Source organism: Thalassospira sp. A3_1, assembly GCF_017744215.1.
Lineage (GTDB): Bacteria > Pseudomonadota > Alphaproteobacteria > Rhodospirillales > Thalassospiraceae > Thalassospira > Thalassospira lucentensis_A.
The window spans coordinates 146,624-160,243 of record NZ_JAGHQQ010000006.1 but is presented as its reverse complement, the minus strand read 5'-3'; the positions used below and the strand labels follow the sequence as shown (position 1 = coordinate 160,243).

Below are 13,620 nucleotides of genomic sequence, written 5' to 3'. Positions count from 1 at the left end.
AAGTATGGTTATTTAACCTCGCAGAACTGCCCGCTACGTTTCAGTTCTGCACAAATCGAACTGGCGGAACTATCGCTAAGCCCGGTTGCCATCAGTCGGAAATAGGTGCCCTTGCCCGGAATGGTTGCCTGTGTCACACCATGCTGAAGCGATGCAAGCTGGGTATAGCGTTGCGCCAGAATTTGCCAGCCGCGTTCAGCCTGTGCCTGACTGCGATAAGATGCCAGATGCACGCTTTTGCCGCCTGCGGTCGCAGCTACCGAACTTGCCGCCTTCGGTGCCGCCGCCATCTCGCCGCCGGACTGGACCGCGCGACTTTCACCGGTCGCAACACGACGAACCGGTTCACCGGAGCTCAGCGTCGTAACATTTGCCTGCGCCGGTTCAACTATTGCGGCCTCGATGGCATCGCGCTCGCGCTTGAATTCATCGGGCGTTACCAGTTTCATCTGCGACAAATCCTCGATCCGCGCGATCTGGCGGGCGGCATCCATCAACCCCTGTGGCGCCGGGGGCGGTGTTGCACGCTGGCGCGGCTGCGCAGGCAGAAGTGCATCAAGAATTGTGGTGCGCTCATTAACATGTTCCTGCACCGTGATGGCACCAATCTGAAGCGCACGGTTCAACTGGTTCAAACGCTGCTCGACCTGTGCGCTGTCGGGGGGCGGGTTATCCAGAAAGGCCGCCGGTGCCGGCTGGCTCATTGGCAGAAGTGCACCCAAATTGGCCGAACGGCGAGCCGAATATTCTTCTGGTGTGACAAGACCTGCGGCCTGCAAATCACGCATCGTCGCAAACCGTTTTGCAATGGCCTCGTCACCGGCACTTAATGCCGCACCAGCAGGCATATCTGCCGTGCGCACGCGTGCTCCTGCGCCCGCAACCATCGGCGTTGCAGCCAAAGCATTTGATTGCGCGACCATTGGTTGGGTTGCTGTACCAAGTCCGGCCGGTGCAGTGGCAATCTGGTCGTTGATGCTAAGCGAACCCGGAAGGCCACGCTGCAGACGCATGAGATTGAATTCGGCAGCATCCCGCAACGGGCGCGGTTGCGTCCCGCTGGCGGTTGTCATCAAAACCGTTCCGGGCGGGTTCATCGCAATCAGCGTATCATAGCCATCACGTGCCCGATCCGCCCGGTTGGTGTTCTGGTACAAAACGGACCGCCACAAAAGTGCATGTCCGTCCTGGGGATTCTTGCGCAGCGCCTCGTCAAAGAATTTTTCGGCCGACGCATAATCACCGGTCGCCAACTGCTGCAATCCATTGGCGGTGTAATTTTCATCGGTAAACGACGTTGCCTCGTCCCAGAAATCCTGATCAAGCAGTGGCGCACAGCCAGACACCCATGAAACCATGCCTAGAACGGCAAGGCTTCTGCCGCCGATCCTCAGCCAGTCTCCGGTCCGCATTGCGGATACCTTCATGGTGCCAACCCCCTATTATTAAAGACAATTCAGGGAGCATGTTTCGCAGCCTGTCGTCAAGTCCAAGGCGCACAGATCAATCTTTTCCCTGATTGTGGTCCAGTCTGCCCGATGGCTGCGAACAATTCGTTAAAAGCATTTTCCAAACCCGGAAACTATGCGATAGGACATGTCCAAAATATAATTTGTAAAAAGATACTATATACCAGATGCCCCCTGTTAACGCGGCATTCAGGGACAATATGGTTTGATAGATGGTTCCATACCATTGTATGAATTCACAATATCAGGAATTAATCCTGTCTCTGTCGGGGAAGAATATTGATTGAGCCGAAACAATATGGCCAACAGGCCCTTCAGGAATACCTGATGCTTGACTATGTCCAGCGCCTGGAAACCCGTAAATTCGGGCACCGTGCTGTTCATATTCATTTGTCACGGCTTAAACCCTTCCACCGGCGGGACTATCATATTCGCGTCGCGACCAATACTTTCGAAAGCTATGTAAAGCTTTATGTCGGCCGTATTTTCGTACTGAGCAACAACGACCTTCTGTTCATCTGGAAAGACAAATCGATTGCCGATGTCGAGCCGGCTGTTGATACCCTGCGCTATCTTTTCCGCGATGATCCGCTATCCCAGGACGAAAGCGAAGAAACCGGCTTTTGCACATGGTACAACCTGAATACGGAATTTCAGGAATTCCTGCTTCTTTGCCAGCACCTTGATGAACGCGCCAAAAAACTGCAGCAAAGCAACAACCTGCGTCCGGTGCAAAAACCGATTGATGCACTAAGCCCGATCAATGCGGAAAATCTGGCACAGCTCGAAGACACCATTCATTCAGCCGACCTTTCCGAACATATCCGTCAGCAACCGGTTTGCGTCTTTGCCCGTGCCGGGTCGAAGGAACTGCATCCGGTTTTCGACGAGTTTTTTGTCTCGATCGCCGATCTTCGCAACGCGATAATGCCCAATATAGACCTCGCATCAAATCGCTGGCTGTTCCAGCACATGACCGAAGTACTTGATAAACGCATGCTGAACTATCTGTGCAAGCGGACTTTCAAGACACATGCCACTTCGTTCTCGATCAACCTTAATCTCGAAACACTGACATCCCGTGACTTCGAGCGCTTTGATGAAGTTGTCCGCAAAAAATGGCCCGGCAATGTGATCCTTGAGCTTAATCAGGTTGATCTGTTTTCGAATCTCGAAACCTATTTGCGGCTGCGCGATGAATTCCATGAACGCGGCTATCGCGTTTTGATCGACAACCTGACTGTTGAAGCCCTATCGTTTGTTGATCGCAAAAGCCTTAAGGCCGATTTCATCAAGGTCGCCTGGCGCGAAGAAATGACCGATAACGTCATCCGCAAGAAATACTCCGAAATGGACAATCTTGTGAAAAACTCTGGTCGGGAGCGCGTGATCCTGTGTCGTTGCGACAGTCCGACCGCAATCAAATTCGGCCAATCGCTGGGGATTACCCTGTTCCAAGGTCGCTATATCGACAATATGATCGCCCGCCAGCGCCGGGCCAAACGCGCGGCCGCCGCCCAGAAACGCTAACCCGCCCGATCCTGACAATTCCTGTCACCTGACCGCTCTGTCCCGCGTTTCTCCTCTTGGCAGAACGGGAACAAAAGCGGTACAAATAGGCATGATCTATGCGCTTTGCCCCGATTGCCATCACAAATGGCGCTTCCACGCAGACCGGCCGCTTGCCAAAAGCGGCGAAGGGGTCTATGTGTCCTGCCCTGTCTGTGGGGGAAAACGCGGGATTGCGCATGCGGAGTTGCCCGATCTTCGGGTCGGCCATCTGGATTGCGACGCCTTTTATGCCTCTATCGAAAAGCGCGACCGGCCTGAACTGATTGATCAGCCCGTCATCATTGGCGGCGGACATCGCGGGGTTGTTTCCACCTGTTGTTATGTTGCACGCAAATTCGGCGTGCGATCCGCGATGCCCGCCTTCAAGGCGCGGGAATTATGTCCGAATGGCGTTTTCCTGAAACCCGACATGGCGAAATATCAGCGCGAGGGATACCGGGTACGTGACATGATGCGCGCCATAACCCCGGACATTGAACCGCTTTCAATTGACGAGGCGTTTCTTGACCTGTCCAACGCGCAGGAAGCGCATGGCAGAACAGCCGCTGAATGCCTGATCGAACTTCAGGCTCAAATCCGGCGCGATGTCGGCATCACGGTTTCCATCGGGCTTTCCTACAACAAGTTTCTGGCCAAGATCGCATCGGACCTCAATAAACCGTTCGGCTTTTCAATGATCGGCGCGGCAGAAGCCGTATCGTTCCTTGCCGATAAACCTGTGCGAATGATGTGGGGCGTTGGCCCGGCGATGGAGCGCAAGCTGCGCGATGATGGCATCACCACCATCGGACAGATGCAGGAACTTGATATACATGCCTTGCAGGGCCGTTACGGCAGCATTGGCAAACGGTTCTTCCATTTTTCGCGCGGGCAGGACAATCGTCGGGTCGAACAAAGCAGCGAGCGTAAAAGCCTGTCATCGGAAACCACCTTCAACGAGGACATTTCCGACCTTGATGAGCTGGTCGATATCGCCAAGCGCCTGACGGCGCGTGTTGCCAGTGACCTTGCCCGCAAGGAAATCGCGGGCCATACCGTTGTCCTGAAACTGAAATCAGCGGATTTCAAAACGCGGACGCGCAACATGCGCCTGACCTACCCGACATTGCGCGAGGATCTGATCCTTGAAACCGCCCTGACGCTTTTGAAAAAGGAAGTTGATGGCACGCGTTATCGCCTGCTGGGTGTTGGCGTTGCCGATCTTTTTCCGGCTGATACAGCCGACCCTGCCGATCTGTTTGGCGAAGCCGAAGAAACCGCCCCCGTCGAACTGATCGAGGATAACGGCGAAAGCACCCTGCCCCCGGCCCGCCTGATCCCGCAAATCCCGCGGCCGACGGCAGAACAATTGCGCGAAAGCCTGACACGGCGGTATCGCCTGCATAAAAAAACATCGCGCCAGCATCGTTTCGGGTTTTAGCGTTTCAGTTGCTTGATTGGCTAAAAACGAAAAATGCCCGTCATGAACCGAACGAGCATTGCAATCAGGATAATCTTTTTGGAAGAAGATGGCGTCCCCTAGGGGATTCGAACCCCTGTTGCCGCCGTGAAAGGGCAGTGTCCTAGGCCTCTAGACGAAGGGGACGCAAATCGCGGTGCGATCTTATGTATGGTCTGCTTTGGTGGCGTCCCCTAGGGGATTCGAACCCCTGTTGCCGCCGTGAAAGGGCAGTGTCCTAGGCCTCTAGACGAAGGGGACACAGTCACCAAAATGCAGTCCGTGTTAACGAGTGGCGTCCCCTAGGGGATTCGAACCCCTGTTGCCGCCGTGAAAGGGCAGTGTCCTAGGCCTCTAGACGAAGGGGACGCAGCGCGTTAACGAGGCCGGTTTTTAGCGATTGGGTCGGGTAAGGTCAAGCGCGTTTTTCGCCGCTGTGAAGTTTTTTTTAATCCCCCACCTTAAATAGGGCGATAACACGCCAAAAGCCGGGAAATCCAAGCATCCTGTTTAACCACAAGGATCATAGCCCGATCCTTCAATATCCCTGTTCAACATATATGCTAATGCATACCCGCCACGACAACCGCAAAGGCATCCGGCACAAAAACGTTTGAAATCAATTCGCCCGCTTGCGCGTACCCATCCAGAAGGCCGCCCCGGCAATCGCAAGACAGATACCAAGGAAGGCAAACATGACACGATAACCTTCCGTTGCGCCCGGCTCAAACCGGCCAATGATCACACCGGCAATCCCCTGCAGGACAAACAGCCCGCCAAAGGTCGCCAGATTGACCGTGGTCAGGGCACGGCCAATCAGATGTTCGGGCACAGCCGCGCGCGATGCGGCATAGTTCAGCGTTGCACAGCTCCCCAGAAGCCCGTGCGCGACCATCAGGACCGACGCCAGCCAAAGGGCCGTCGTCCCCAGCAGTGCCTGCAACAGGCACAGCACAGCCGCAATCAGAACGGCAAAGACGATCAACGGATGCGCCGCCCCGCCCATCAGACGCGAAAGCTGCCCATAGGCGGGCGGCCCGATGATCATGCCAATCGTCATCACCAGAAGGACGTTGCCGACATCCACCGCCCCGAGATGGAAAACATCATGCAGGTACGGCCCGCCCCAAAGCCCGCGTACCGTCAGGATCGCCGGATAGCTGAAAAAGGCGACACCGACCAGAAACCAGACCTGCCGGTTCTTCCAGACAGAAACCATGCCGCGCAAGGCCTCGGTCACGGTTTCGCCCTTGCGGGAATGGAAGCTGTGGTTTGGCGGGGCATCGCGCACCATGGTGAAGGTCAGGACGACTGAAAGTGCGCTGAGCACGGCAAGACCATGATAAACCTCGCGCCAGCCGCGCAGCTCGATCAGGGCCGCCAAGGGTGTTGCCGATGCCAGAACGCCCAGCAGGCTGAAGGCCACGATCAGCCCGGAGGTCGCAGCAAACTTTTCCGGGGCTACCCACCGCGATGCCAGCACAAGTGCCGCCATAAAGGCCGCTGAACAGCCAAGACCAATCACCGCCTGCCCGATCATCAACCCGGCCACACTATGCGCATTGGCAAAAATCAGGACACCGGCAACGGTGATGACCATCATCACCCCATTGGTCAAACGCGGACCGTACCGGTCCAGCATCACACCGACCGGAATTTGCATCAGGGCAAAGGCAAAATGGAAGCTGCCAGATATCAGGCCAAGTTCCTCGGGCGAGGTTGAAATTTCGATCCGAAGCGATTCCGCCAGCAATGCCTGTGCGGAACGGAAAAACTGGCTAAGCGAAAAGGCAAGCACCACGGGCGCCAGGATCCATAAAAAGGTTCCAAGCCCATACGACGGCTGCTTTGGTGTTTTTGTATGATCATTCATGATGCCAAATGGCATAATCCGATCACAAGATACCCGCAAGCCCCCGCACGATATATCGGGGTGTATTGCCGTGATACGTTTCGTAAAATGGCGCAGAGGGGTTCAGTTCAAGTTCTGTCGCGGTCAACGTGTCATAAGGTTGATATCGCCATCCGAAAGCACTTCGGCCTCTTCGCTGGGGATTATCACGCCATATTTCCGGCCAATCTCGGCAAACGTGCCGTCGCCTCGCAATTCATCAAGCACCCTTTGCCACGGCGCAACAACGAAATCAGGCGTTTGCGGCGAGAATGCCAGATAAAGCTCGTAAGTTCCCAAGCCGATAACCGGCTCGATTTCCGAAGGATCAATTTCGAATTTGCGGCGCTGGTGCTCCATCACCAGATCGGATGCTTCCCAAAGGTCGATACGGTCACTTGCCAGAAGCTGTAACGCGTTTCCTGGCGTATAAAGGGATGCCAGATTTTTGAAACCCTTTTCATGCAATATCCGTTCGGCGGCACCGCCCGCCTGCACACCGATGGCGGCAACTTTGCGGGCATCTTCCAGCCCCCGGATATCAAGATCGCTGTCGGTCATTTTATAAAGCCAGCCCCGGGTAACGATAATCGGCCCGACCCATTTATATTCCGGCTCGCGTTCCGCGGTTCGCACCATGGAAAAGACGGCCGTACCGGGCGTATCATCCACAATTTGCAGGGCCCGCTTCCATGGCAGGATTTCAAATTTTCCGTCATGCCCCAGACGCCGGGCCATCTCCCTGACCACATCAGCCCCAGCACCGGCCAAACCGGTATCGGTGGTGTAATTAAAGGGGGCAAAATCTTCGGTATATATTCTGACGGACCGCGCAGCTTCCATCGCCGCCTCGGCCTGAGGGGCAGCAAACATTCCCCGCGACCAGAACGCAACAATAACAAACACAACGATCACGACGACACGCCGCAAGATCGTGATGCTCCGCCGTTCCTTTGGTTGAAAGAATATACCTGCCCGTCGCATGTGTTTCCCTGTCAGCCATCAAATGCAAAAAGCCGCAAAGAAGAAACTTGCAAGACCGAAAGAATACGTCGTCACATAACCTGTTTATTCAACATGATAGTCCGACATGTTGATTGCCAGTGACGTCGTACATATCTAGACTCGGAGGGAACCATCCATTTGGATATGAACATCCTTTCGCGTGACGCCATTCACATCACGCGCGAGCACGATTACGCCCCAAAATGGTAACAGTCTAAATTTAGAACATGTTGATGTAGTATGCTGTCATCGATTCTTTCGGCGCCCACTCTTCGCCGATCCCCAAGTCCGAACAACAAAACCGAGCCACTTGGTTAAAAAAGCCAGTTAAAGTTGAACATGAGCAAGATTTATAACGAAAAAATTCGATATTCAACTAAAAAATTTCGACAATCCGGTTTTTCGCGGAAAACGGGTAGCGACACTTCACAACCTACAACATCCAGCGTGCAGCATGGATAGGCGGAATACCCAAGGTCCCCTGCCCGTACTTGATAGCGCGCTGGGGGATCGCATTCGCCAGGTCGTTGAACTGTTTGATCGCAAAAAGGATGCCGCCCGGATCGCGGGCATCATCCCCGAACAGTTAAACAGATGGTGCCAGGCACAATCCGAACCCCGTTTTGTCGGGATTGCACGCCTCGCCATTTCCAAAGGCATTCGCATGGAATGGATTGCAACAGGCGAAGGTCAAAGCACAGCCGGGGCGGAATTGCCTCCTGACGAGCTTGAAACAGCATCATCGCCAAGCTGTTCCGATCCGGTCGAACGCGAAGTACTTATGGCCATTATCAGCGGATTTCTGGCTGCCGAAGGCATCTCTAACAGTCCGCAAATCGCCCATGACATCATCACGGCCTATGACCAGATTGTCGGCGACCTCGAAAATAATCGAGATAACAGCAAAATGGCGACCGTCCTGTCTCAGGCCATCTCCATCATTCTTGGACGGCAGCAGCAACGTCTTGCAGGCGACACCAAGAATTGATTGGCGCGATGACCGGTTTAAGTGACCGTTTTCATCGGGCTTTTCATTGTCCCGGTGCAAGGCTTCCGGAAAAAGGTGTGGTCTGATCTGAGACCGCACCATATTGCGCCATGATTCTGGCAAACTGGCCATTCGCGACGACAGCATCCAGTGCAGCTTGCCAGATTGTAACCACTCTTTGATCGGTATCACGGGAAAATGCCAGATAGAGGCCGCTTGAACCGAACGAATAAACCCGACGGATCAGACTGGGAGCGATACCGGTATCGGCAAGCTGGCGGTGCAATTCAATATCCGATGAAACCAGCAGATCAATTCGCCCCGCGGCAAGCATCTGTAACCCGACTTCCGGATTGTGCAACGGTTCCAGATTGACCATGCCATACTGACGAAGGGCGATTTCGTCTGCCCCTCCGGCTTGCACACCAATCGCTGGCACATTGCGGATATCGTCAAGCGATCTCACCGGGTCGGGATGATCGGCAAATTCATAAATACCCGCCTCGATTTCGACAATCGGGCCGACCCATTGGTAAAGGTCTTCGCGCTGCGATGTCCGGGTCATGGAAAAGGCCGCAATATCCGGGTCAGCTTCAAGACGCAGTATTACCCGTTTCCAAGGCAGTGACTGGATCGGTTTGTGATAACCAAGGTGGGCTGCCATCGCACGGACAACCTCACCGCCAGCTCCCAGAATTTGGCCGTTTTCGGTATAATTGAAAGGTGGATACTCTTCCGTCAGAAGAGTAATGGAAAGTGCGTCGGCTATCGCACCGGGGGCCTTTAAATCATCATGATCGGCACGCGCTGTTTCCGGCAATACAGCCCAAAAAGGCACCAATATCAAAGCAGCCAGCCGCAGCTTTCCAAACACCAATCCGTAGAATGAAACACGGTGCAAAATTTCGCCGCCCTATCGCACTAAACCTATACCTTCGCGCATATAATCATACCAACGGATAGTACAATGCGACGAAGCTGATCAGGTAGCAGGACCTACTCCAAAACGGGTAATGCAACATCATCGATCATAAGCTGCACACCTTCGCGCCCCTGCCAGCTATCGCGCCGCAAATGCCCAAGGATATGCAGGGGACGCCCACCGTGCTTCAGAAGGGTCTGGCCCATATCATTATCAAGGCAACGGAATGCGATGGCCTTAAGCCGCCCCTTGCCGTTGCTTCCAGATAAAATGCAGCGCACGTGATCAGCGCCCACCACATCGGCCTTGACCACCCGGCATTCCGGGAAAACAAAGCGCGGTTCGGCATTGCCAGCGCCAAACGGGCCAAGTTTTTCCAGGGCCTCGATCAGATCAACAGTTGCCCCCATCGCATGCAGGCCACCATCAACCGTCATGGTGGGGCGAATATCATTTTCAGCGATGATTCTGGCAAACCGGGTTTCAAGAAATTCCTCGAACGCATCGCGTTTTTCCGGATCAAGGGTGAAGCCTGCTGCCATTCCATGCCCGCCACCATTGATCAGAAGACCCGCCTGACGTGCGGCAATAATCGCAGCCCCAAGGTCAATTCCACGTACCGAACGCGCCGATCCCTTAAACACGCCATCAACCATGCCCATCACAAGGGCGGGCACGTGATAGCGATCCTTTAGCCGGCTTGCGACAATGCCGATCACACCAGGATGCCAGTCCTCCCCACCGACCAGAACCATCGCACCGACCTTTGACTGGCTTTCGACCGCACTGATCGCCTGATCAAGCACGATATCCTCGATCGCCTTGCGTTCACGGTTATATTCGTCAAGCTTGCGCGCGATATCGAGCGCCTGCGCGGGATCATCACCCGAAAGCAATGTGGTCCCCAGGAAAGATTCCCCGACGCGCCCACCAGCATTCACCCGCGGCCCCAGCATGAAGCCAAGATGATAGGCACTCGGCGTTTCATTGACCCCGGCAATATCGGCCAATGCAGCCATACCGATATTGTGGCGATGGCGCATAATCTTGATGCCCTGTGTCACGAAAGCACGGTTAAGTCCGCGCAACGGCACCACATCGCAGACAGTGCCAAGTGCCACAAGATCAAGCCAGTTGCGCAAATCCGGCGGAAGGATGCCCGACTGTTCCAGCCAGCCGCGCGACCGCAATTCGCGCAGGATCGCAACCGACAGCAAAAAGGCAACACCCGCTGCGCACAAATGGCCCAGGCCGCTTTCATCATCAAGGCGGTTCGGGTTCACGACCGCAACGGCGGGCGGTAATTCCGGCTCGGCAGCATGGTGATCAACGACGATGATCTCGATTCCGGCTTCCTTGGCATCGGTCAGCGGCACATAGGCCGTCACCCCGCAATCGACCGTCAGGATCAGATTGGCGCCACGGCGCTGCAAATCCAGCAAGGCCGAACTGTTGGGGCCATACCCTTCTTTCTGTCGGTCCGGGATATGAACCACCACATCGCGTCCAAGGGCCGCGAACAGGCGCTTTAACAACGCAGTGCTGGTGGCACCGTCAACGTCATAATCACCAAATATCGCAATATTTTCACCCTTGATCACTGCATCGGCAATGCGTGAAGCGGCCTTGTCCATGTCCTTTAAGGTCGATGGATCGGGCATCAGATCGCGCAGGGTCGGGTTCAGGAAACTTTCGGCATCATCCAGCCCGATATCGCGGGCGGCCATAACACGCCCGACGACTTCGGGAACGCCAAAACGCTGGGCAATGGTGATTGCCAGCCGGTCATCCAGATTGCGTTCACGCCACCATTTACCGGTAACGGATCGCTCTATCCCCAAAAATGTCTTTTCTTGCGCATGATCTGTCATGCCCAATGAAATAGCGTAATACGGGCCGCGCTTAAACCGGATAATTTACTTTGAAGCGCAGCAAATCGAATTCCCCGTCCACGTCAGCCCCGCGGATTATCCCGGCACCAACGCAAAACATTTTCGGCATCCTCGGCAGGGGCATCAACAGGATAGAAAACTTTGCTGATACATCCGTCATCAATGATCATGGTCAGGCGTTTAAACAACCGCATGTCATCAGCAACGAAATCGGGCATCGCCATCGATTCCTTGAACCGGTGATCGGCATCGGACAAAAGCGCAAATGGCAAGTGCAGCCGTTCCGCCGCTTCCTTTTGATAGTCGGTCGTCTGGCTGGAAAGCCCGAACAGGTGATCCACACCAACAGCCGACAGTTCCTTGGCATGGTCACGGAACGAACAGGATTGCGGCGTGCATCCCTTGGCACCGGGCATTTCATCCCAGCCCGCGGGGGATGGTTTGTCAGGTGCGGCTGTGCGGGGATACGCATAAACTACCGTGCGCCCACTCAGGGTCGCAAGATCAACCGGCTGATCATTGGTTGCCGCCAACGCAAAAGAAGGCAGGATTTGTCCCGTCAGCCGTTCAACAATATGTGCATCACTTTCCGAACTCATTGATCATCCTCCCTGAAACAGGTCGCCGGACTTTATAGGTCGGACAATACCCAACCCTTCATATCCTGAAGATAGGCGTGATCAATCCGCGAAAAAAGAAGCGACGATTTCGCATTGTGAAAAACATGCGCCTGCCCGCAATCTCTTGCATACACGCCAAAGCTGTGCAGACTGCCGGGATAAACAAAAAACGGATACGCGCAATGGATCATAGAAAAGGATTGCGGATCGGACTGACCGTCCTTTCCATTCTGGGCGCACTGATGGCAGCCCCGCTTGTCATGTTTTCGCCGATGATATTCGATGCACCGGGATCGGACGAAAACAACCTGACCTGGTTTCTGTTTTTTGCCGTTCTGGCATTTCCGGTACTGTGCCTGATGGGCGGCATCCTGCCATGGATTTTAAAAAATCACCCGAAATCGCTTTGGCTTTACGGGCTGGGCGTGATCGGGTTTGTCCTGATCACGGTCGCCGTCATCCTGCTTGAAACCCAATGCCAGGGCAGTTTCAGTTGCTAGAACGCAAGACTGATCAAACAATGCCTTCATCGGCTGCAATCAATGCGAGACCGTGCGCAACCGACAGGAACGGCTGGCCTATTTCGACCCGTTCCTTGCCAAAACCCTCTTCAAACAGGCGACGCACGGCCGGGACATAAGAAGTACCGCCGGTCATGAAAACGCGCGAAACCTCGTGCGGCTGAATGCCTGCCTGCTCAAGGCAAAGCTTTGCAGCCTTTTCAATATCGGCAATATCGGGCGCAATCGCGGCTTCAAAATCGGCACGTGTCAGGCGTTCCTCGATCTCGACCCCGGCATGATTGAATTGCAGGATCGTGCTTTCCGCACTTGAAAGCTCTGCCTTGGCTTTTGACACCGCCTGATACAGGTGGAACCCAAGTTCTTCTTCGATGATCGTTACCAGATCTTCGATATCGTCGGGCTGTTCGGCGGTCCGGATCAGGCTTCTGATTTCGTTGATCACCTTGGGCTGGCGCATCATCGATAGGTAATGCCAGCGCGAAAATGCGGTGTAATACTGGCGCGGTACCGGAAGTGCGGCGCCCATCGTGCGATATTCGCTGCCAAAGCCAAGACGCGGCCAGATGGCTTTCCGGATAATGCGGTAATCAAAACTGTCGCCCGCAATGCCAAGACCGGTATGCGAGAGCGCCTTGACCCCGCGAATGCCCATGCCCGGTGTAAAGCGGATAACCGAAAAGTCACTGGTACCACCGCCAAAGTCGGCGACCAGAACGGTTTCGGGCTTATCAAGCTGCCGACCGTAATAGTAGCTTGCGGCCAAGGGCTCGAACACCATCGCCTCAACCTCGAACCCGGCCTGCTCATAGGCCGCCCGCAGGCGCATTTCGGCATAATCGTTATCAGGATTTGTTCCGGCAAACGCAACCGGACGCCCGGAAATCACCCGATATCCAAGGCCCCCAAGGCTGTATTGCGCGTGATGATGTATCTGGGTCAGGAACGTCGCGATCAGATCCTCGATCGTATAGACATTGCCGAAAATTTCGGTGCCTTCGAAATCCTTGGATGCCAGATAGGATTTGATCGACTGGATCAATCGGCAATCCTGACTTTCCTTCAGATATTCGGCCATGGCAAACGGCCCGGAACAGCTTTGCAGACTGATCGGCGCACCGGGTGCGGTCAGTTTCTGTTCTTCCCAGAAATACAGGATGGTTCGATAGGTATCAAAACTGTTCTGACCAACCTCGAACGTTGCCGATTGCACATTGCCGTTGCTATCGGCAACGGCCAGTACCGAGTTGGTCGTACCAAAATCAAGGGCGATAATCTCGGACATTTGTCGGCTCCGGCAAA

11 protein-coding genes and 3 tRNA genes are annotated in these 13,620 nt (G+C 54.7%); 4 read left to right on the top strand and 10 right to left on the bottom strand.

Annotation, left to right across the window (positions count from 1 at the left end):
* Positions 1 to 8: 8 nt before the first annotated feature.
* Entirely contained in the window at positions 9 to 1,427 is a 1,419-nt protein-coding gene (locus tag J7395_RS20140; RefSeq protein ID WP_209223437.1) for a tetratricopeptide repeat protein, read from the bottom strand.
* 321 nt (positions 1,428 to 1,748) lie between these two features.
* On the opposite strand from J7395_RS20140, the gene J7395_RS20135 reads away from it, so the two are divergent.
* A complete protein-coding gene (locus tag J7395_RS20135) occupies positions 1,749 to 2,999 on the top strand; it encodes an EAL domain-containing protein (RefSeq protein ID WP_062951826.1) in 1,251 nt (416 codons plus the stop codon).
* 91 nt (positions 3,000 to 3,090) lie between these two features.
* Positions 3,091 to 4,461 carry a DNA polymerase IV gene (locus tag J7395_RS20130; RefSeq protein ID WP_209223435.1) on the top strand — a complete coding sequence of 457 codons (1,371 nt, stop codon included), beginning with the start codon at positions 3,091 to 3,093 and terminating at the stop codon, positions 4,459 to 4,461.
* An 89-nt stretch (positions 4,462 to 4,550) separates the two neighbouring features.
* Here J7395_RS20130 and J7395_RS20125 read toward each other — a convergent pair.
* From J7395_RS20125 to J7395_RS20105, 5 genes are all read right to left on the bottom strand, one after another.
* Positions 4,551 to 4,626: transfer RNA gene (locus tag J7395_RS20125), tRNA-Glu, on the bottom strand.
* 38 nt (positions 4,627 to 4,664) lie between these two features.
* A tRNA-Glu gene (locus J7395_RS20120) sits at positions 4,665 to 4,740 on the bottom strand.
* Between the two features lie 32 nt (positions 4,741 to 4,772).
* A tRNA-Glu gene (locus J7395_RS20115) sits at positions 4,773 to 4,848 on the bottom strand.
* 250 nt (positions 4,849 to 5,098) lie between these two features.
* Positions 5,099 to 6,280, bottom strand: coding sequence for an MFS transporter (locus tag J7395_RS20110; RefSeq protein ID WP_348541251.1), 1,182 nt, complete (start codon positions 6,278 to 6,280; stop codon positions 5,099 to 5,101).
* 195 nt (positions 6,281 to 6,475) lie between these two features.
* Positions 6,476 to 7,300: a transporter substrate-binding domain-containing protein gene (locus J7395_RS20105; protein WP_209223431.1), complete on the bottom strand. Its 825-nt coding sequence runs from the start codon at positions 7,298 to 7,300 to the stop codon at positions 6,476 to 6,478.
* A gap of 529 nt (positions 7,301 to 7,829) precedes the next feature.
* Here J7395_RS20105 and J7395_RS20100 point away from each other — a divergent pair.
* Positions 7,830 to 8,363, top strand: a complete 534-nt coding sequence (locus tag J7395_RS20100) for a hypothetical protein (RefSeq protein WP_209223429.1) — start codon at positions 7,830 to 7,832, stop codon at positions 8,361 to 8,363.
* A gap of 43 nt (positions 8,364 to 8,406) precedes the next feature.
* On the opposite strand, the gene J7395_RS20095 is transcribed toward J7395_RS20100, so the two are convergent.
* From J7395_RS20095 to J7395_RS20085, 3 genes are all read right to left on the bottom strand, one after another.
* Positions 8,407 to 9,183, bottom strand: a complete 777-nt coding sequence (locus J7395_RS20095; RefSeq protein WP_209223427.1) for a transporter substrate-binding domain-containing protein — start codon at positions 9,181 to 9,183, stop codon at positions 8,407 to 8,409.
* Between the two features lie 176 nt (positions 9,184 to 9,359).
* Complete coding sequence (gene recJ / locus J7395_RS20090; protein WP_209223425.1) at positions 9,360 to 11,156, bottom strand: single-stranded-DNA-specific exonuclease RecJ; 1,797 nt, start codon at positions 11,154 to 11,156, stop codon at positions 9,360 to 9,362.
* 83 nt (positions 11,157 to 11,239) lie between these two features.
* A complete protein-coding gene (locus tag J7395_RS20085; RefSeq protein WP_209223423.1) occupies positions 11,240 to 11,776 on the bottom strand; it encodes a peroxiredoxin in 537 nt (178 codons plus the stop codon).
* 203 nt (positions 11,777 to 11,979) lie between these two features.
* Here J7395_RS20085 and J7395_RS20080 point away from each other — a divergent pair, with 203 nt between their 5' ends.
* Positions 11,980 to 12,297 carry a hypothetical protein gene (locus J7395_RS20080; protein ID WP_062958265.1) on the top strand — a complete coding sequence of 106 codons (318 nt, stop codon included), beginning with the start codon at positions 11,980 to 11,982 and terminating at the stop codon, positions 12,295 to 12,297.
* Positions 12,298 to 12,310: 13 nt separating this feature from the next.
* Here the strand turns inward: J7395_RS20080 and J7395_RS20075 are convergent, their stop codons facing one another.
* Positions 12,311 to 13,603 (bottom strand): Hsp70 family protein, encoded by a 1,293-nt coding sequence (locus tag J7395_RS20075; RefSeq protein ID WP_209223421.1) that lies wholly within the window; start codon positions 13,601 to 13,603, stop codon positions 12,311 to 12,313.
* Positions 13,604 to 13,620 lie beyond the last annotated feature (17 nt).